Source organism: Mycolicibacterium pallens, assembly GCF_019456675.1.
GTDB classification, from domain to species: domain Bacteria; phylum Actinomycetota; class Actinomycetes; order Mycobacteriales; family Mycobacteriaceae; genus Mycobacterium; species Mycobacterium crocinum.
This window is the reverse complement of the sequence record NZ_CP080333.1, coordinates 4,362,669-4,379,231: the sequence shown is the minus strand read 5'-3', so window position 1 is coordinate 4,379,231 and position 16,563 is coordinate 4,362,669. Positions and strand designations below refer to the sequence as shown.

Below are 16,563 nucleotides of genomic sequence, written 5' to 3'. Positions count from 1 at the left end.
AAGAGGTATGTCGATGCGTGTACTACGAGCGCTGTCCGCCGTCGGCGCGGTCGCCACGGTGGCTGGGATCTGTTGCGCTGCACCCGCGGTGGCAGACCAGAGTTGGGGCATCAACGGTACGTTCCTGACGTCGTCCAACGGCGAATGGGCAAAAGTCAACTCGCGCTACGAGGACCAACCGTCCGAGCGCGAAACCTGGACGATCTCGACTCAGTGCATCTCACCCACGGAGTGCACCGGAACCGTGCAAAGCGACGCAGGCTGGTCCGCCCCGATCTACACGACCAACAGCTTGTGGTACGTCAAGCGCACGGTCCCGAATTGGCGCTTCTGCGCCGACGGCGCGGCGATCGAAGGCTTCCAGGAATACAAGATCTATCCGGTTGGCTCCGACGGTCACTATGACGGATCGGCGAAGGAGTACACGGGCGTCAACCGTGTCATCGGCCCGAGCGGGTCCTGCGGGCGCAACCAGTGGCCGGTGATCGAGATGCCGTTTTACATGAAACCGGCTTAGGCTCTTACCAGTTCCGAATGGAGCACAGCGCGCCCCTGGGCCCGCTGTTTCGCTTCACCACCTGACCGTTGATCTCCATCGTGCAGTTGAAGCCGGCTGCCGCCTTGGGCAAGGCACCCGTGGCCTGAACGAGAACCATGCCCCACTGGATCGGATCGGTCAGCGTTGCCTCGAGTACCCACGGCTTGTTCGGCCCCACAGTCGCTTCGGTGTTGGGGCTGAAGACATACGGGTCGTGGCTGTACTCCGAGAAATTCGGGGGATCGGTATCTCGGTAATAGATTTCGGCAATCACCGGTTTGTCGGCAGTGACGGTGTAGCGCACGTTGAACATCTGCGGTGGGGGAGGAGCTGGATCGGCGCCGGGGGGCGGGTCGTCGGCCAGCGCGGGTGAAGCGAAACCGGTTGCGGTGCAGGCAATGGCGAGGGCGACGCCCGATATCTTCGAAGTGAATCGCATGGTCACATCCGGTTCAGGCTGAACGGGTAGGTCAAGCTGCCACCGGGGGCGCCGTCGCATCCGGCATCGAAGGTCGAGACCATCGATCCGGCAAGTGTGTTGGCGTCCCAGGTGTACACGTCATGGGTGGGAATGGTTGGCCCGTAGTAGATGTCGCCGCAGCGAAGGCCGAACGGGTCGTCGACGGTGAAGGTGTACTGGTTGTTGACCAGCGGTGCGTCACCGACGCTCTGGACGGCCTTGGCGATCGGGCGCGGCAGCGTGAGGATGTGAATGCAGTTGGGCAGGTTGGTGTTCCCGTCCTTGCACGGAGTCACCGCCGAGAAGACCCAGGTGTGGAAGTCCCTGCGGTCCGGCATGATCAGCTCGTAATTGCCCAGGTACATCTCAGCGGACGCCGGCGGCGCGAGGGCCACGGTTGCCGCCACCACCATCGAGGTGATTACGAGGGACTTCACGCTGGCTTCCTCCACGTTCGGCGCGCTCGGTGCGCAACCCCGATTGTCGCACGCTGCGAGATTGGCATTCTTGTGTTCGGAGAATACCGTCTGCCGGCTGCCCGGAGAAAGGGTTTGGCCGTTCTGTCCGCCGGTCAGGCGAATTCGACGTCCGACACCTTCAACTGGTCGCCTTCGCGCTGCAGGCTGATCACAACCCGCCACACCCGGGGCTGCTGATCTTCCTTCGGCGCATCCGGCCCCGTGCGCTGCGAGGTGGCCGCGACCAGCACGGTGGCCGAATCCTTGTCCATCGATTCGACAGCGGTGTTGTTGACGGTGACTTTGGTGACGACCTTCGCGTCCGTCATCGCCTTGATCAAGTCCTCGGCGCCGTCCTGGAAATTGGACTTGAACTTGCCCGTCGAGTCGTCGATGACCCGCTGCACGCTTTCCTTGGCCTGGTTGAAGTCCATCGACATCAGGTTGACCACGCCTTGGCGGGCCGCGGCCGAGAACTCCGCCACGCGATGGCGCTGAGTTTCGGCGTTGCGGTGTTGCCACACCATGTCTGCGGTGATGCCGAGTAATCCGATGATCGCCAGAATGGCGACTGCGGCAGCGGTGATCTTCGCCCAGGAACGCTTTCTTCGCGGGCCGGCCTCTTTGGTGGCCTCGGGCTCGGGCGTTTCAGCCTCAGCCTCAGCGACTTCGACGGCCTCCGGCGCGTCTTCGTCGGCCGTTTCGGTCTCGGTGCCCGAGACTTCGGGCACCTCGCCACGGGAGGCTTCGAGCTTGCGGCGCAATTCGTTTGCGCGCGCGCGGGCTGCCTCGGCACGCTGCTCGGCGGCCGCGGCCGCAGCTTCCGCCGCCTCGGCGGAGTTCAGGTCGTCGGCGTCGGGAGCCTCGGATTCACGGTTGCCCGGCGGCATGGGACCCTCCTCGTCCATCACGGTCGCATGGCGAAGAGCGACGCTAGCACTGCCGCCCAGCATTCCACAGAGGCAAAACCGCTCTGTGGGAGACAGGTTTTCTTCCGAGTTTCTTCTTCAACGCAGGAGAATTCGGTTACCGAATATGCGAGAGTATTCGGGTGCGATCGACCGTGGCAGTTCTTGCTGCACTCATGACGGCTGGAATGTTGATGCCGGCATCGGCTTCCGCGGATCCCGATGGGCCGCCGATCAACGCCAACGAATGCAATGACGCGTTCTGCACTCCCGGTATCACCCCGGGCGTCGAACTCGGTGCCCCGTGCAGCAATACGACCTACTACGTCTTCGGCGTTGACACCCGCAACAATTGGGGCCGGTTGATCTTCTGCGGCTCACCGCGGCGCTACGAGCCGCGATACTTCCGGTCGCCGCCGATGGTGGGCGTCAAGAATCTGAACGCCGACTGCGTGGGTTACGAGAACTCGGTCGCGCAGGCTCCCGACGGCATGTTCCTGACGTGTATGGCGGCGGGCGGGCGGACCCGCTGGGTGCAGGGCGACGCGTAAGCGCCGGGTGCGGGGCGACGCCTGAGGCGCCGCCCCGGCAGCGTCAGCCTCGGCCGGTGAACCGGACGTGGATGTCGGCCAGCCCACGCAGGATGTAGGTCGGCTCGTAGCTGAAGCGACGATCGTCGGCAGGTCCGTGGAACTCCTCGTCGAGGGTGATCTCGCCCATCCGGTCCAGCATGCGTTCCAGCGACACTCGGCCCTCGACGCGCGCCAGTGGTGCGCCCGGGCAGGAGTGGGCGCCGCGGCCGAACGCGATGTGCTCGCGGACGTTGGGGCGGCGGACCTGGAACTCGTGCGGATCGGTGAAACGCCGCGGGTCGCGGTTGACCGCGCCCGGCAGCACCATCACGACGGTGCCGGCCTTGATGTCCATGTCGCCGATCTTGGTCGACAGACGCGCCAGCCGGGAGTCGCTCTTGACCGGGCTCTCCAGGCGCAGTGACTCCTCGACGAACGTCGGGATCAGGCTGCGGTCCTCGCGCAGGGCCTGCTGAAGGTCGGGCCGGTCCACGAGTGCCTTGATCGCCGCCGACAGCAGCTTGGCGGTGGTTTCCTGACCGGCGGCGAACAGGAACGTCGCGGTGCGGGCCACGTCGAGAACCTCTGGCGTTGAACCGTCCGGGTACTTCGCCGTCGCCAGATCTGTCAGCACATCGCCGCGCGGGTTGCGGCGACGCTCTTCGAGGTAGTTGCAGAACTTCTCGTCCAGGAACTCCAGGGGGTTGAGGCCCATCTTCTCGTGGTCGAGCGAGCCCACCCGCGCGCCCGGCCGATCGGCGCCGAGCACCGTGCGGAATTCCTTGTGGTCCTCCTCGGGAACGCCGAGCAGGTCGGCAATTACCAACAGCGAGAACGGTTTCGCGTATTCAGCCAGGAACTCGCTGTGGCCCAGCGAGATGAACTCGTCGAGCTGGCGGTCGGCCAGTCGCCACATGAAGTCTTCATTTTCCTTGAGCCGCTTGGGAGTCAGCAGCCGGCTCAGCAGCGAACGCGCTTTGGTGTGATCCGGCGGATCCATCGTCACCATGTGCTCGTACATCGGGAATTGGTTGCGGTGCGCGTCGATCTGCGCATTGAGGTCGTCGCCCTCCGGGGTGAACGGCAGGGGCGGGAAGGGGCCGCCGAGGGCCACGATGTTGGAGAAGTCTTCGGGGTTCTTGTAGACCTCCAACGCCTCCTCGTATCCGGTGACGGCGACGAAACCGTGCGGCTCGAGCCGCAGAACGGGGCTCTGCTCGCGCAGGTAGTCGTAATACGGGTAAGGGTCGGGAACCAGCGACTGATCGGTGAGGAAGTCAACGGTCGCGAAATCGGTCATATGCGTTTTTTCCTCCAAGCGGGCTGAATGCTGTGCACCTGCTTAGCATGGCGTAAAGTGCGTGGTCAAGGCTGCATCCCATCGACCCACGTACGATCGGCGTGTTCGATTGGCGGTCAGGGAAAGAACGAGGTGGCACATGGCATCGGCGCGGCGGATCGGTGCGCCCGACGCGAAGAATCGCGTGGTGCTGTTGGATGCCGCCGAACAGCTGCTGATCGAGGAGGGCTACGCGGCGGTCACGTCGCGTCGGGTCGCGGAGAAGGCCGGCCTCAAACCGCAGCTCGTGCACTATTACTTCCGCACGATGGACGACCTGTTCCTGGAGATCTTCCGCCGCTACGCCGACCAAGGGATGGAAGCCCATCAGTACGCTCTGGCTTCGCCGCAACCGCTGTGGGCGCTGTGGCGATTCGGTATCAATCCCGAGGCCAGCCGGCTGACGATGGAGATGGCCGCGCTGGCCAATCACCGCAAGGCGCTGCGTGCGGAGATGTCCCGCTACGCCGAGGTGTTCCGCGAGCAGCAGCGCCAGGCGTTCGTCACCGCGCTGGAACGGCACGGGGCACTGCCCAGCGAGGTGCCGCCCGTGGTGTGGTCGATCCTGTTGACCGGGTTGTCGACGGTCGTGATGCTCGGCGAGGCGCTGGGTGTGACGGCCGGCCACGCCGAAACCATGGAACTCGTCGAGCGCTTCCTCACGCAGATCGAGGGGCCGCCGCAGATCGGCGACGGCCTAGCTCACCAGTGGCGCAGCGAGCAGAGCGCGCCCTTGGCGCCCGAGTTCTCCGCGACGACGACGCCGTCGACGGCAAGCACGCAGTGAATGTTCGGCGGGGTGGGTGACTGCCCGCTCGTCGCCGCCACCATCGCCCACTCGTCGGGGTTCGCCAACTGCACGTTGAGCACCCACTTCTTGCCGGGGCCGATATCGGCCTCGACCTTCGGGCTGAACACATACGGATCGTGGCTGTAGTCCGCCCAGTTCGCGGGTTCGGAGTCCCGGTAATAGATGTCCGCGGCCCGGAACGGCAGTTCCGAGAAGACGCTGTAGGTGACTTGGTGCATCGGCTCTTCGGCGCCGGCCGGAGCCGACGAACTCGCCACGCACACCGCAGCCAGTGCGATCGCAGAACCCGCCCGGACAAAGCTCATGGCTCAGTTTGACATGGGAAAGTCGGCACCGGCGCCGGTTTCCTTGTGTGCGGGACCCTTCTATGCGACAGTGCGCTAGAGAACACAATTCTCGCATTCAGCGAAGCAGCATTCCGATGAAGGGGGCCGGCCATCAGAGACGCGCTCATCCTCGACGCGGTGCGCACTCCCCGCGGCCGGGGTCGCGCCGATGGCGCATTGCACGGCGTCCATCCACAGGATCTGTTGGGGCAGTGCCTTGCTGCGGCTGCCGAGCGAGTGGGCTTCGACCCTGCCGACGTCGACGACGTGATCGCAGGCAACGGCATTCTGTCGGGTGAGCACGGCGACGACATCGCCAGACTGTCGCTGTTGCTGGCGGGTTGGCCGCAGAGTGTTCCGGGGATGACGTTGAACCGGTTCTGCGGCTCGGGGCAGCAGGCCGTCACGGTGGCTGCCGCGGGGATCGCCAGCGGCCAGCAGGAGTTGGTGGTCGCCGGTGGCGTGGAGTCGATGTCGCGGTGGAACGTCACCGTCGGCTCGCCGACGATCGACGGCGCCAATCCTGCCTTTCGGCAGCTTTATCCGACTGTTCCGCAAGGCATTTCGGCGGATCTGATCGCCTCGCTCGAAGGTTTCGACAGGGCAGATGTCGACGCGTTCGCGGTGACCAGCCAGGACCGCGCGTCGGCGGCGATCGCGGGCGGATATTTCGACCGGTCGCTGATCGCGGTTCGAAATGCCGCAGGCGATGTCGTTGCCGACAGGGACGAACATCCCAGGGCGGGAACCACATTGGAGAAGCTCGCCAAGCTGCCGCCCGCCTTTGAGCGCATGGGCGCGGCTCGGGCCGACGGCGAGAACCTCAGCTTCGACGAGATCTGCTTGAGCCGTTATCCCGAGGTCGAGCGCATCGACCACGTCCACCACGCGGGCAACTCGTCGGGCGTTGTCGACGGTGCCGCGGTGGTCACGGTGTCCTCCGGTGAGTGGGCGAAGGCCCACGGTGCGACGCCGCGCGCTCGCGTGCGCGCTGCCGCGGCGATCGGTAGTGAACCGATCATCATGCTCACCGCCCCCGGCCCGGCCGCCGAGCGTGCTATGGCCAAAGCCGGAATGGCGGTCGGCGATATCGACCTGTGGGAGATCAACGAGGCGTTCGCCGCGGTGCCGCTCAAAGCAATTCGCGATCTCGGCCTTGATCCCGAGCGGGTCAACGTCAACGGCGGTGCCATCGCGCTGGGACACCCGATCGGGGCGACCGGCGCGATGCTCATCGGCACCGTGCTCGACGAGCTAGAGCGCCGCGACCTCACCACCGGTTTGGTCACCATGTGCACCGGTGGCGGCATGGGCACCGCGACGATCATCGAGCGGGTCTGATGACCGAGACGCTTGAGCTCGAGACGCCCGCCGACGGCGTCCTGCTCATCCGCCTCAACCGCCCGAAGCAACTCAACGCGATCAACGAGGTCATGCGCGACGAGCTCGCGCGCATGCTGGCGTCGCTGGCCGACGACACGTCGGTGCATGCGGTGGTGATCACCGGTGCCGGGCGCGGGTTCTGTTCCGGCATCGACATCCGAAACTTCGGTCCAGGCATGCTCGACGCCAGCGCCCCGGCCATCGACCGGCTGCGATTCCAGGAGGCGATGGCGGGCCTGGTGCGCGCGGTCGCCGACCTGCCGCAGGCGGTGATCGCGGCCGTCAACGGTGCGTGTGTGGGTGCCGGACTGGCGTTGACCCTGGCTGCGGACATCCGGATCGGCTCCACCGCAGCGACATTCGGCAATGCGGCGATCCTGCTGGGGTTGTCGGGGGCGGAGATGGGCATGAGCTATCACCTACCGCGCATCGTCGGTGCCGGGGTTGCCGCCGATTGGATGCTCACAGGTCGCACGGTGTCGGCCGAGGAGGCCGATCGCCGCGGTCTGGTCAGTCAACTGGTCGCTCCCGAGGAACTGGTCGAGCGATCCATTGACATCGCCCGCGGCGTGGCGGAATTGGCCCCGCTGGGTGTTCAGCTGACGAAACGTGCGCTGCAAGTCAACATCGCGGCCGCGGGCCTGGGCCCGGCGTTGGAACTGGAGAACCGCAATCAGGTGCTCAGCCACGCGACCGATGACACGGCCGCCCGCAGATCCAGATGGTCCTAACCGGAAGGGACGTCAACGTATGTCTTGGGATTTCTCCACCGACCCGGAGTGGGCGGATCAACTCAAGTGGGTCGAAGAGTTCGTCCGCGAAGAGTGTGAGCCGATCGACTACATCGTCAAGGAGTCGCACGACCTCACCGATCCAGTACGCCAGGCGCTGATTCCACCGCTGCAGCAGATCGTCAAGGAGCGCGGGTTGTGGGCCACCCACCTGGGCCCACACCTGGGCGGACCGGGCTACGGCCAGGTGAAGCTGGCGCTGCTCAACGAGATCCTCGGCCGATCAGAATGTGCACCAATCGTTTTCGGTTCGCAGGCCCCGGACTCGGGTAACAGCGAGATCCTCGCGCACTACGGCACACCGGAGCTCAAGGAGCGTTACCTCGAGCCGCTGCTGGACAACCGCATCATCTCCTGCTTCTCGATGACCGAACCGCAGGGCGGTGCGGATCCGAAGATATTCGAGACGACCGCCGTGCAGGATGGCGACCACTGGGTCATCAACGGCGAGAAGTGGTACTCGTCGTTCGCCTCGAAGGCGTCCTTCATCATCGTGATGACCATGACCGATCCGGATGCCGCACCGTACGAACGGTATTCGATGTTCGTGCTGCCCGGTGGCACACCCGGCATCAACGTGCTGCGTGACGTGGGCCTGGGTTACCAGCCGCTCGGCGGTGGTGGCCGTGAGGGGTACGTGCGCTATGAGAACGTTCGGGTGCCGGCCGATCATATGCTCGGCCCGCGCGGCGGCGCCTTCGTGGTGGCACAGACTCGCCTGGGCGGCGGCCGGATTCATCATGCGATGCGGACCGTCGGCCTGGTGCGGCGGATATTCGACATGATCTGCGAGCGGGCGGTGTCGCGGTACACCCAGGGCAGCGTGTTGGCGGACAAGCAGATGGTGCAGGAGATGGTCGCCGACTCCTGGATGGAGATCGAGGCGTTCCGGCTGCTGACCTTGCAGACCGCGTGGAAGATCGATCAGTACAACGACTACAAGGCGGTGCGTGCCGACATCTCGGCGGTGAAGGCGATGATGCAGAAGGTGTTGCATGACGTTTCGGCACGCGCCTTGCAGATTCATGGTTCGCTCGGCACCAGCCACGAGATGCCGTTCGTGCAGTACCTGACCGAGTCGTTCGTACTGGGCCTGGCCGACGGGCCCACCGAGGTGCACAAGGTGACTCTGGCCCGACTATTGCTGAAGAACCGCGAACCGGCGCCGGATCTCTTTCCGTCCGAACACCTTCTGCGGTTGCGGGCCGCCGCCGAGGAGAAGTTCGCCGACAAGCTGGCCGGCATCCCGCGCGACTAGTCCTTCTCGTCGCTGTGAGGCAGGAAGCGTTCGGGGTGGTGGTAGGTGTTGGTGCCGCCGATGAGCGGGACGCCGGGTGGTGGGGTCCAGTGGGTTTGGCCGTTGGCGAGTTGGTGGGTGGTCCATCCGTCGTTTTCGACGAGCAGGTTGTCGCATTTACACGCGAGCGTGAGGTCATCGATGTCGGTTGTGCCGCCGTGCTTCCAGTCTTTGGCAGCGTGATGGACTTGGCTGTTATAGCCGTTAACCGTGCATCCGGGCGCGGTACAGCCGCGGTACTTGGCCAGCAACATGATTCGTTGATCGGCTGAGGCCAGACGTTTGGATCGGCCGAGCCACAGTGATTGGCCGGTCACCCCGTCGAAGACGGCCAGGTAATGGTTGGCCGGTGTCGCCATCCGAATCATGTCGGTGATGGGGATCAGAGTCCCACCGGCGGTGACCGCATGCCCAGCTCCAGCCTGGAGCTCTTGCAGGGTGGTGGTGACGATCATCGTGACCGGAAGTCCGTTGTGCTGCCCCAATTTTGGATCGCCGAGCCGACCGCGCACCAAAGCGGCCAGCGCATCATGCTGGCGTTGCGGGTGGCTGCGCAGATCGTCTGGTTCTGGGGCGGCGAATTTCGCCAACCACGCATCGAGCATCGCCCGTAGCTCTGGATCGGCCACCAGCTTCCCGACGCTCATACCGTCGGCGCGCTGACCGCCGCACCAGGCGAAGCCACGCTTACGGGCCCGGTCCTCCTCGGAGAACGTGCCGTCGGGATTCAGGTGAGTGGCCAGCCGATCGGCAATCTTCTCCAGCTGGTCCGGGCGCATGGTTTGGGCATGCTCGGCCAGGGTGTGCTCGGCCTTCTCGATCTCGACCGGCCCGAGATGATCAGGCAAGTCGCGGAAAAACTTCTGGATGACCCGGACATGTTCGCCATCGAGATGGCCAGCTTCCCAGGCCTTGGCAGTTTCGGGCAGCAGCGGGGCCAGCACTTCGCCGGTCAATGTCGTCCGAGGCGTCAACTGCTCGGCGTCACGGACCCGGCGTTTGGCGGCGGAACGGCTGATCCGCAAAACGTCAGCCAACACGATTGGGATCGGTGGACAGCCCTCGTACTGTTCGAGATGCGTGGTCTGGTCATGGGAGATGGCTACCTGTTGACGGATTGCCTTTTCGAACCGTGCCAGCGCTGCAAATCGTTCCGGCGCGGGCAGCTCGTCGATATCGGCGGCGCCCAGGAGTTCGACCGCTTCTTCGAGCGCATCCAACGCCGCATCGATCGAACCCATGTTCGAAACACTACGCCGGCCATACGACAGAAAGAGGCGCGTTGACTCGTCGTAAATGCGCGCGAAATGGGGATTCGTTGCCTCATTGAAAATGCGCGCGTAGGCCCAGTGGATGGGGTTGACGTTGGCCGAACGCAGAGCAATCACTGAGACGACTGCGGCCCGCTATCAGCGGGCGAGTAAGAGCGCTAAGGGTCGGATTCTCGATGTGAAGTACCCCAGGTTTTGTTCCTAGGTGGGTGCGAGGGCCGGGATTGGCTGGCTCGCGGGGTGTGAGGTGCCGGTGAGGGCGGCCTCGTACTCGGCTGGTGGAACATAGCCGAGGGCTTCGTGCAGGCGTTCCTTGTTGTACCAGGCCACCCATTCGGCGGTCTGAACTTCCCCCGAGACCGTGGAGGCATCAACAATAGGGATCGAGATGCCAGAGAAACGGAAGAAGTACGACCGGGAGTTCCGTGAGGGTGCTGTCCGGATCGTCGAGGAGACGGGCAAGCCGATCGCGGCGGTCGCGCGTGATCTGGGGGTACACGAGGGCACGCTGGGCAACTGGGTCGCGCGGGCGCGGGAAGCCCGTGAAGGCCGCGGTGAGCTGACCCGCGACGACCTCGACGAGCTCAAGCGCCTGCGCAGCGTGAACCGCCCCGGCATGTCCGGAGACTCCATTTGTTGGGAAGGATGGGGTCATGTCAGGTGGTTCGTCGAGGCGGTATCCGCCGGAGCTTCGTGAGCGGGCGGTGCGCATGGTCGCTGAGATCAGCGATCAGCACGAGTCGGAGTGGGCGGCGATGGGCGAAGTCGCCCGGCTACTAGGGATCGGTACGGCTGAGACGGTGCGCAAGTGGGTGCGCCAGGCCCAGGTCGATGCCGGCGCCCGGGCGGGAACTACGACCGAGGAGTCCGCCGAGCTTAAGAAGCTGCGCCGGGAGAACGCCGAGCTCAAGCGGGCCAACGCGATCTTGAAGACGGCGTCGGCTTTCTTCGCGGCCGAGCTGGACCGGCCACACCACTAGTCTGTCGATTCATCGCTGAGCATCAGGGCCGCCGGGAGGGCCCTGATGGTCTGCGGTGGGGTGTCCAGTCGATCTGTGATGAGCTCGTCCGGCTCGGTGTGCAGATCGCCCCGTCGACGTACTACGAGCATCTCGAGCGTGAGCCCAGTCGTCGCGAGATTCGCGACGAGGAGCTCAAAGCCCACGTCAATCGTGTTCACGCCGCGAACTATCGCGTGTACGGGGCGCGCAAGGTGTGGCTAGCACTGAATCGCGAGGGCATCGGGGTTGCCCGCTGCACGGTGGAGCGGCTGATGGCTGAACTCGGCCTGTCCGGTGCGGTACGTGGTAAGGCCAAACCGACCACGATCGCTGATCCGGCCGCAGTGCGTCCGGCCGATCTGGTCGGTCGGCGCTTCGGTCCGGTCGCACCGAATCGGCTCTGGGTGGCCGATCTGACCTATGTGTCGACCTGGTCGGGGTTCGCCTACGTCGCGTTTGTCACCGATGCCTACGCTCGGCGGATCCTGGGCTGGCGGGTGGCGTCGACGATGGCGACCACGATGGTGCTCGACTCGATCGAGCAGGCCATCTGGACGCGTCAGCAAGACGGTGTCCTCGATTTGAAAGATGTTGTCCACCATACGGATAGAGGCTCGCAGTATACGTCGATCCGATTCACGGAACGTCTCGCCGAAGCCGGTATCCAACCGTCGGTCGGTGCGGTCGGCAGCTCGTATGACAACGCGCTCGCCGAGACCATCAATGGGCTGTACAAGACCGAGGTGATCAAACTGGGCAAGCCCTGGCGCACCGTCGAGGACGTCGAGTTGGCGACCGCGCGCTGGGTCGACTGGTTCAACCACCGCCGGCTCTACGAGTACTGCGGCGACGTCCCGCCAGCCGAGATTGAGGCTGCCTACTACGCTCAACAAGCGAGGCCAGCCGCCGGCTGAGTCCTCAAATCAGAAAATCTCCGGACTCCCCGGGGCGGTTCACGAAGAAATACGACACAGCAGCCACCCCTTTCCACCGTGCGATCGATCACCCGACGATCAACGAAGACCAGATCGCAGCCCTAGCCCGAACCCACGCACAGATCAACCCCGCCGCCACCCGCCGCCGAATACAAGCCTTGGCCGGCCAACTACTCACCATTGCCACCAGCAAAGCTGGACCAGCAGCCAAAGCGCAACTTCCCAAGCGCGCACTCTCGCGTGAGGCAACCAACAGCACTACGCGCGCATCTTGACATGAGGCAACAGGAGAGGTCCCCGAAAAGCAGCTGTGGACAAAGTCGCATCTGGGGATAACAACTGAGCCCCAACACAACTCGGGCGCTAGTTGAGGTGCTCCGCGGCTTTGATCAGTAGGCTCGGCAGGCTTGCCGCCATTGCCTCCAATTCGGGATCGGGCGTCGCCCGGCGCCGGTTGTGCTTGACGATCAATGACCAGGTGGCGGTGGATTTGAAGCAGGCCAGCGCCTGAAACCACTCCAGGTGAGGTGTGCTGCTGCCCAACGCTTCCCGATACGCGGCGGCCAGTTCATCCACCGGCGGCGTCGTACCGCGGTAGGGGGTGATCCGGCGGTAGGTGTCCGGGTCGGAGTTGATCAGAAACCAGCCGACATCGACCCGCGGGTCGCCGACCGACCAGATTTCCCAGTCGATCACGGCCGTGACACCCAGTTCGTCGGCCAGTAGGTTGCCCAACCGGAAGTCGCCGTGCACGACCGCCGGTGCGATCGCGGGCGGGGTGGTGGCGCGCAGCGCGTCCGCGACGTCCGGCCATCCGGGTGCCAGCGCGAGATCCACCGTTTGCAATGTGCGACACCATTTGTCGACTTCAGCTACGGGAGCGACGACGGGCTCGTCAGCGAGGCCGAGCTCGGCGGGGGAGAGCCGGTGCACTGCCGCCAGGATCCGGGCGGCCTGCCGAAAGCGCTCGGCCACCACGGCCTCGGGGCCGGCCTGACCGGAGTCGAACAGCGGCTCGACCGATATCCCGTCAGAGAACGACATTGCGAACAACGGCGGTATCTCCGGTGGTTCGCCGGCGTCGTCGAACAGGATCCCCGGCACCGGAACCTCGGTGGGCCCCAGGGCGCGAATGATTTTCGCCTGGCGGAGCACGTCGCGATGGGCGATGGGGGCGTGTCCCGGCGGTGCGACCTTCACCACGATGCGACGTCCGGCGAGCTCGCCGGCGAACGTCAGGCTCGACGCCCCGCCGGCCAATGGCCGCAGCCCCGAAATGCCCTTCGGTGCAAGGCGAGTCTGCAGCTCGTCGAGGAGCTTGGCGGTCAGCTCAGCACACCGATCTCGCGCAGGAAGGTCTGGGTGTGCGCGATGCGGCCGGTCAAGGTCGACGGGTCACCTGTGCACAGTTCCAAGGCGGTCCGCGTGATGAGTTCGATGTCCTCGGTGTCGGTCTTGGCCAGGTCCAGGGTGCCTGCGCCCGGCGTGGCCACCGGATTGGTCGGTGCTGCCGCATTGACCGCGATACGGTCGTCATACAGTTCGGCGGCAAGGCTTTTCGTCATCCGATTCATCGCGGCCTTGACCGTGCCGTAGATCCCGAACCCGGCGGTGCGGTCGAACTCCGAGAACGGCGGCCCGGCCGGCAGGTCACCGCCGACCGAGGTGAGGTTGAGCACCCATCCGCGGCCGCGTTCACGCATGGCGGGGATGGCGAGCTGCGTCAGATGCAGCGGTGCGACCACATGCATCTCGAGCATCAGCCGCATCCGCCGCTCCGGAAAGCCGTCCAGCGGACGCAGGAAAGTCACCGCCGCGTTGTTGACGACGATGTCGGGGGAGCCGACATGCGAAATCGCCTCGGCGAACAGCCGTTCGCGGTCCGCGGAGTCGGACAGGTCCGCCGCAATTGTGACGGCTTTGCCGCCAGCGCTTTCGATCTCCGCCTTTGTCTGCATCAGCGAGCCGTCGTATTTCGGATCGGGCTCCGCGGTACGCGCGGTCAACACCACCGTGGCACCCTCTGCGGCCAGTCGCTGCGCGATCGCCTTACCGAGGCCGCGGCTGCTGCCGGTCACCAGCGCCACCTTGCCCGCGCACCGTCCGGTCACGTCGGCTCCTTTTCCGCGCCGGCCAAGATCTCCGGTCCGTACTTGCTCGCGATGAAGTTCCACGGGTCCGCGTACCGCCCTCGGCCTTCCTGGCGGCGCTGCGCGGCCAGCGCCAGCCGCATCACCGGCCTGATCAGTGGTCCGGCGACCCCGAGTGCTGTCTTCAGCACACCACTCTGTGACCCGGCCACCCAGGCCACGGTCTCTGACCAGGGGTGCTCCTGAAAGTCGAGCAGCGCTTGGGATTCCGTCGTGTCATACCAACCTGTGAAGCTCCAGCCCCGGTCGTCGTCGGGATCGCCGGGCAGGCTCGCGCCTTCACCCAACCGGCCCAGCCCCATCGCGGCCATCATGTCGTCCTCGACGTCGCGGTGGGTGTGCAGGTGGGTTTCGTCGCCGCCGATCAGCAGCACCTTGCCGGTGACGGCCTTGGCGCGGTCGACGGCGTTGGCGAATGCCAACGCGACATCGCGGGCATCCACGGTGTGCAACCGGTTGTCGCCCGGGGTCGCCCGCATGAGGACGAGGTAGTCGCCGTTCATGGAGCCGGCGGCGTCCGGGGAGATGACGCCGGCCAGGCGCAGCATCGCGTACGGCAGCCCGCTGTCGGTGATGACCTTCTCGGCGAGCACCTTGTCCTCGCCGTACTGGTCGATCGGATTCACCGGTGTTTCGGGAGTGATCAATTCGGGATAGCGGTAGGGGTTGCGTGAGCCGTAGACCGACGCACTGGAGGCATACACGATCATCGGCGGTGACGGCAGCGCGGCAGCGGCCTGCACCAGGTTGGTGGTGCCGCCGACGTTGACGCGGCGGGCCACCTTCGGATTTCGGTAGGACGCCGGCGATAGCATGGCGGCCAGATGCACGATCGCGGTCGGCTGGTGATCGCTGATCATGCGGCTCACCGCGTCGGCATCGGTCAGGTCGGCGTAGACCGGCAGGAACTTTCCGGGGTTGGCCGCGCCGGCCAGGCGTGCCGCGACCGTCCGAGACGTCTCAGTCGGCAGATCGGTGCCGACGACGGTGTGCCCGCGGTGCAGCAGGATTTCGGCGGTGCGCCAGCCGACTTGGCCGAACGCTCCGGTGACCAGAACTGTGCCGTTCGACATCAGACCATGCCTCGCTTTCGTGCCAGCCCCGCCGCGGCATCCCGCAGACGTGGCGAAATCCGGATCGAGAAAAGGGGATTGAAGACGTCCTCGCGCAGCCTCGTCAGCGTCGACGTTTTGATCCGCCACTGCCCGTCGGTCTTCTCATAGGTCTCGTGATAGTGACCGTATCCGGCGAGGTTGACGCCGGGGGCAAGCCGCACAACGTCGTTGAGCGCCCAGATGCCGGTCGCCGTGGTCGGCGAGGTCAGCTCGATCTCCGGGGCGTGGACCTGATGCACCGTGGGTTGCGATGGTTTGCCGAGAGTTTTCTTGATGAAGTCGACCATGTTGTCGGCGCCGGTGATGAGCACACCGCCGGACGGGGTGGTGTCGCTGACGAAGTCGTCGGTGAAGATCTGCCGCCAGCCCGCCCAGTCCTTGGTGTCGAGCAGGCGGCAATACCGGGCCTTGAGCTTTTTGATCGCTTCGATATCCGCTGCCTCGTCGGTCACCGGCATAGGCTAACGAACCGGCGCTGCGCCCGAGGCAGACTCACGCGGTCAGACCCGATGTGATAGATCGCGACGTAAACTCTCGCGAATGGCAAAAGCATCGTCGCAGGCGCAGCGGCGGGGCGGTCGGCCGACGCAGGCCGAGGCGGCGGCGCTGCACCACCGGCTCCGGGAAGCGGCGGTGCGGACGTTCCTGGAGAACGGCTATGACGCGACCACGATGGTCGCGATCGCCGAGGCCGCCGGAATCACCAAGCCCACCTTGTATGCCCGCTATCCGGACAAGCGCGCGGTGTTTCTCGACGTGATTCCGTGGGCCTTCAGCCGGGCCGTCCAGGTTGACGTCGACGAGACAGTGACGGACGACGATCTGAGTGCCGCTTTGGTGGCTATCGGCCAGGGTGCCCTGCGCCATGCGTTGAATCCGGATATCGTGCAGCTGCATCGGATCGCGCGAAATGAAGCACATCGCTTTCCCGAATTCGCCCTCAGTGCCGAGTCGCTCGGCTGGGCAGGCCGTCAGCAACAGGTGATGGACCTTCTTCGGCGCCATGCCGAGACCGGTGCCATCGAGGTCGACGACATTGAGCTCGCCGCTGAGCACTTCTTGGCCATGGTCGAGGTGCTGCCGGCCCGGCTGGCCGATTTCGGCCTGTACCGCAGCCGCGCCGAAGAACGGCGCCGTCTGCTGCACGCGGTCGATCTGTTCCTGCGGGGAGTGCTACCGCGGTAACTTTACTTGTGTGTATAGTTACC

Annotated in this window: 20 protein-coding genes; 9 read left to right on the top strand and 11 right to left on the bottom strand. The window is 65.2% G+C overall.

Translation table 11 applies throughout. The features are described from left to right. Positions 1-13: 13 nt before the first annotated feature. Entirely contained in the window at positions 14-517 is a 504-nt protein-coding gene (locus K0O64_RS21355; RefSeq protein WP_156909708.1) for an Rv2253/PknI dimerization domain-containing protein, read from the top strand. Between the two features lie 4 nt (positions 518-521). On the opposite strand, the gene K0O64_RS21350 is transcribed toward K0O64_RS21355, so the two are convergent. From K0O64_RS21350 to K0O64_RS21340, 3 genes are all read right to left on the bottom strand, one after another. Continuing rightward, positions 522-977 carry an Rv2576c family protein gene (locus K0O64_RS21350; protein ID WP_071942600.1) on the bottom strand — a complete coding sequence of 152 codons (456 nt, stop codon included), beginning with the start codon at positions 975-977 and terminating at the stop codon, positions 522-524. Between the two features lie 2 nt (positions 978-979). Then, on the bottom strand, positions 980-1,435 hold the full coding sequence (locus K0O64_RS21345) for a hypothetical protein (RefSeq protein WP_071949668.1): 456 nt from the start codon (positions 1,433-1,435) through the stop codon (positions 980-982). A 134-nt stretch (positions 1,436-1,569) separates the two neighbouring features. Beyond that, on the bottom strand, positions 1,570-2,346 hold the full coding sequence (locus K0O64_RS21340; protein WP_156909709.1) for an Rv1363c family protein: 777 nt from the start codon (positions 2,344-2,346) through the stop codon (positions 1,570-1,572). Positions 2,347-2,540: 194 nt separating this feature from the next. On the opposite strand from K0O64_RS21340, the gene K0O64_RS21335 reads away from it, so the two are divergent. Next, a complete protein-coding gene (locus tag K0O64_RS21335) occupies positions 2,541-2,915 on the top strand; it encodes a hypothetical protein (RefSeq protein ID WP_425574839.1) in 375 nt (124 codons plus the stop codon). A 43-nt stretch (positions 2,916-2,958) separates the two neighbouring features. On the opposite strand, the gene K0O64_RS21330 is transcribed toward K0O64_RS21335, so the two are convergent. Then, complete coding sequence (locus K0O64_RS21330; protein WP_071942605.1) at positions 2,959-4,236, bottom strand: cytochrome P450; 1,278 nt, start codon at positions 4,234-4,236, stop codon at positions 2,959-2,961. A gap of 139 nt (positions 4,237-4,375) precedes the next feature. Here K0O64_RS21330 and K0O64_RS21325 point away from each other — a divergent pair, with 139 nt between their 5' ends. Continuing rightward, the gene (locus K0O64_RS21325; RefSeq protein WP_071942607.1) at positions 4,376-5,062 is read left to right on the top strand and encodes a TetR/AcrR family transcriptional regulator; all 687 of its coding nucleotides are present in this window, start codon (positions 4,376-4,378) and stop codon (positions 5,060-5,062) included. Here K0O64_RS21325 and K0O64_RS21320 read toward each other — a convergent pair. Then, positions 4,978-5,391: an Rv2576c family protein gene (locus K0O64_RS21320; RefSeq protein ID WP_071942609.1), complete on the bottom strand. Its 414-nt coding sequence runs from the start codon at positions 5,389-5,391 to the stop codon at positions 4,978-4,980. The two genes, K0O64_RS21325 and K0O64_RS21320, sit on opposite strands and share 85 nt — an antisense overlap. Positions 5,392-5,538: 147 nt before the next feature. On the opposite strand from K0O64_RS21320, the gene K0O64_RS21315 reads away from it, so the two are divergent. Genes K0O64_RS21315 through K0O64_RS21305 form a run of 3 tightly spaced genes read left to right on the top strand, consistent with a single transcriptional unit; the run spans position 5,539 to position 8,844 of the window. Beyond that, positions 5,539-6,753 carry an acetyl-CoA C-acetyltransferase gene (locus K0O64_RS21315; RefSeq protein WP_225933770.1) on the top strand — a complete coding sequence of 405 codons (1,215 nt, stop codon included), beginning with the start codon at positions 5,539-5,541 and terminating at the stop codon, positions 6,751-6,753. Further along, entirely contained in the window at positions 6,753-7,526 is a 774-nt protein-coding gene (locus tag K0O64_RS21310; protein ID WP_071942613.1) for an enoyl-CoA hydratase/isomerase family protein, read from the top strand. Before K0O64_RS21315 ends, K0O64_RS21310 begins: the two co-directional genes overlap by 1 nt. 19 nt (positions 7,527-7,545) lie before the next feature. Further along, positions 7,546-8,844 (top strand): acyl-CoA dehydrogenase family protein, encoded by a 1,299-nt coding sequence (locus tag K0O64_RS21305; RefSeq protein ID WP_071942615.1) that lies wholly within the window; start codon positions 7,546-7,548, stop codon positions 8,842-8,844. Here the strand turns inward: K0O64_RS21305 and K0O64_RS21300 are convergent. Both K0O64_RS21300 and K0O64_RS30400 read right to left on the bottom strand, forming a co-directional pair. After that, positions 8,841-10,124 carry an HNH endonuclease signature motif containing protein gene (locus tag K0O64_RS21300; RefSeq protein ID WP_071942617.1) on the bottom strand — a complete coding sequence of 428 codons (1,284 nt, stop codon included), beginning with the start codon at positions 10,122-10,124 and terminating at the stop codon, positions 8,841-8,843. The two genes, K0O64_RS21305 and K0O64_RS21300, sit on opposite strands and share 4 nt — an antisense overlap. A gap of 231 nt (positions 10,125-10,355) precedes the next feature. Next, positions 10,356-10,661, bottom strand: coding sequence for an integrase core domain-containing protein (locus K0O64_RS30400; protein WP_425574840.1), 306 nt, complete (start codon positions 10,659-10,661; stop codon positions 10,356-10,358). On the opposite strand from K0O64_RS30400, the gene K0O64_RS21290 reads away from it, so the two are divergent. After that, positions 10,543-10,851 (top strand): transposase, encoded by a 309-nt coding sequence (locus tag K0O64_RS21290; protein ID WP_071942619.1) that lies wholly within the window; start codon positions 10,543-10,545, stop codon positions 10,849-10,851. The genes K0O64_RS30400 and K0O64_RS21290 overlap by 119 nt on opposite strands. After that, a protein-coding gene (locus K0O64_RS21285; RefSeq protein WP_096311544.1) for an IS3 family transposase occupies positions 10,808-12,069 on the top strand; the annotation gives its coding sequence in 2 pieces (ribosomal slippage) (positions 10,808-11,096 and positions 11,096-12,069; 1,263 coding nt in all). The genes K0O64_RS21290 and K0O64_RS21285 overlap by 44 nt, the downstream gene beginning before the upstream one ends. 384 nt (positions 12,070-12,453) lie before the next feature. Here the strand turns inward: K0O64_RS21285 and K0O64_RS21280 are convergent. From K0O64_RS21280 to K0O64_RS21265, 4 genes are read right to left on the bottom strand one after another with little or no spacing between them, the layout of a single operon-like run. Further along, positions 12,454-13,419, bottom strand: a complete 966-nt coding sequence (locus K0O64_RS21280; protein WP_096312020.1) for a phosphotransferase family protein — start codon at positions 13,417-13,419, stop codon at positions 12,454-12,456. Continuing rightward, a complete protein-coding gene (locus K0O64_RS21275) occupies positions 13,416-14,201 on the bottom strand; it encodes an SDR family NAD(P)-dependent oxidoreductase (protein ID WP_096312019.1) in 786 nt (261 codons plus the stop codon). The genes K0O64_RS21280 and K0O64_RS21275 overlap by 4 nt, the downstream gene beginning before the upstream one ends. Further along, on the bottom strand, positions 14,198-15,313 hold the full coding sequence (locus tag K0O64_RS21270) for an NAD-dependent epimerase/dehydratase family protein (RefSeq protein WP_096312018.1): 1,116 nt from the start codon (positions 15,311-15,313) through the stop codon (positions 14,198-14,200). Before K0O64_RS21270 ends, K0O64_RS21275 begins: the two co-directional genes overlap by 4 nt. Beyond that, entirely contained in the window at positions 15,313-15,807 is a 495-nt protein-coding gene (locus K0O64_RS21265) for a nuclear transport factor 2 family protein (protein ID WP_225933507.1), read from the bottom strand. Before K0O64_RS21265 ends, K0O64_RS21270 begins: the two co-directional genes overlap by 1 nt. Before the next feature lie 88 nt (positions 15,808-15,895). On the opposite strand from K0O64_RS21265, the gene K0O64_RS21260 reads away from it, so the two are divergent. Further along, complete coding sequence (locus tag K0O64_RS21260) at positions 15,896-16,540, top strand: TetR/AcrR family transcriptional regulator (RefSeq protein WP_096312016.1); 645 nt, start codon at positions 15,896-15,898, stop codon at positions 16,538-16,540. The last annotated feature ends 23 nt before the right edge of the window (positions 16,541-16,563 follow it).

Coding starts and splice junctions, on each gene's coding strand:
- K0O64_RS21355 (WP_156909708.1), top strand. CDS start 14: ATGCGTGTACTACGAGCGCTGTCCGCCGTCGGCGCGGTCGCCACGGTG.
- K0O64_RS21350 (WP_071942600.1), bottom strand. CDS start 977: ATGCGATTCACTTCGAAGATATCGGGCGTCGCCCTCGCCATTGCCTGC.
- K0O64_RS21340 (WP_156909709.1), bottom strand. CDS start 2,346: ATGCCGCCGGGCAACCGTGAATCCGAGGCTCCCGACGCCGACGACCTG.
- K0O64_RS21335 (WP_425574839.1), top strand. CDS start 2,541: ATGACGGCTGGAATGTTGATGCCGGCATCGGCTTCCGCGGATCCCGAT.
- K0O64_RS21330 (WP_071942605.1), bottom strand. CDS start 4,236: ATGACCGATTTCGCGACCGTTGACTTCCTCACCGATCAGTCGCTGGTT.
- K0O64_RS21325 (WP_071942607.1), top strand. CDS start 4,376: ATGGCATCGGCGCGGCGGATCGGTGCGCCCGACGCGAAGAATCGCGTG.
- K0O64_RS21320 (WP_071942609.1), bottom strand. CDS start 5,391: ATGAGCTTTGTCCGGGCGGGTTCTGCGATCGCACTGGCTGCGGTGTGC.
- K0O64_RS21310 (WP_071942613.1), top strand. CDS start 6,753: ATGACCGAGACGCTTGAGCTCGAGACGCCCGCCGACGGCGTCCTGCTC.
- K0O64_RS21305 (WP_071942615.1), top strand. CDS start 7,546: ATGTCTTGGGATTTCTCCACCGACCCGGAGTGGGCGGATCAACTCAAG.
- K0O64_RS21300 (WP_071942617.1), bottom strand. CDS start 10,124: ATGGGTTCGATCGATGCGGCGTTGGATGCGCTCGAAGAAGCGGTCGAA.
- K0O64_RS21290 (WP_071942619.1), top strand. CDS start 10,543: ATGCCAGAGAAACGGAAGAAGTACGACCGGGAGTTCCGTGAGGGTGCT.
- K0O64_RS21270 (WP_096312018.1), bottom strand. CDS start 15,313: ATGTCGAACGGCACAGTTCTGGTCACCGGAGCGTTCGGCCAAGTCGGC.
- K0O64_RS21260 (WP_096312016.1), top strand. CDS start 15,896: ATGGCAAAAGCATCGTCGCAGGCGCAGCGGCGGGGCGGTCGGCCGACG.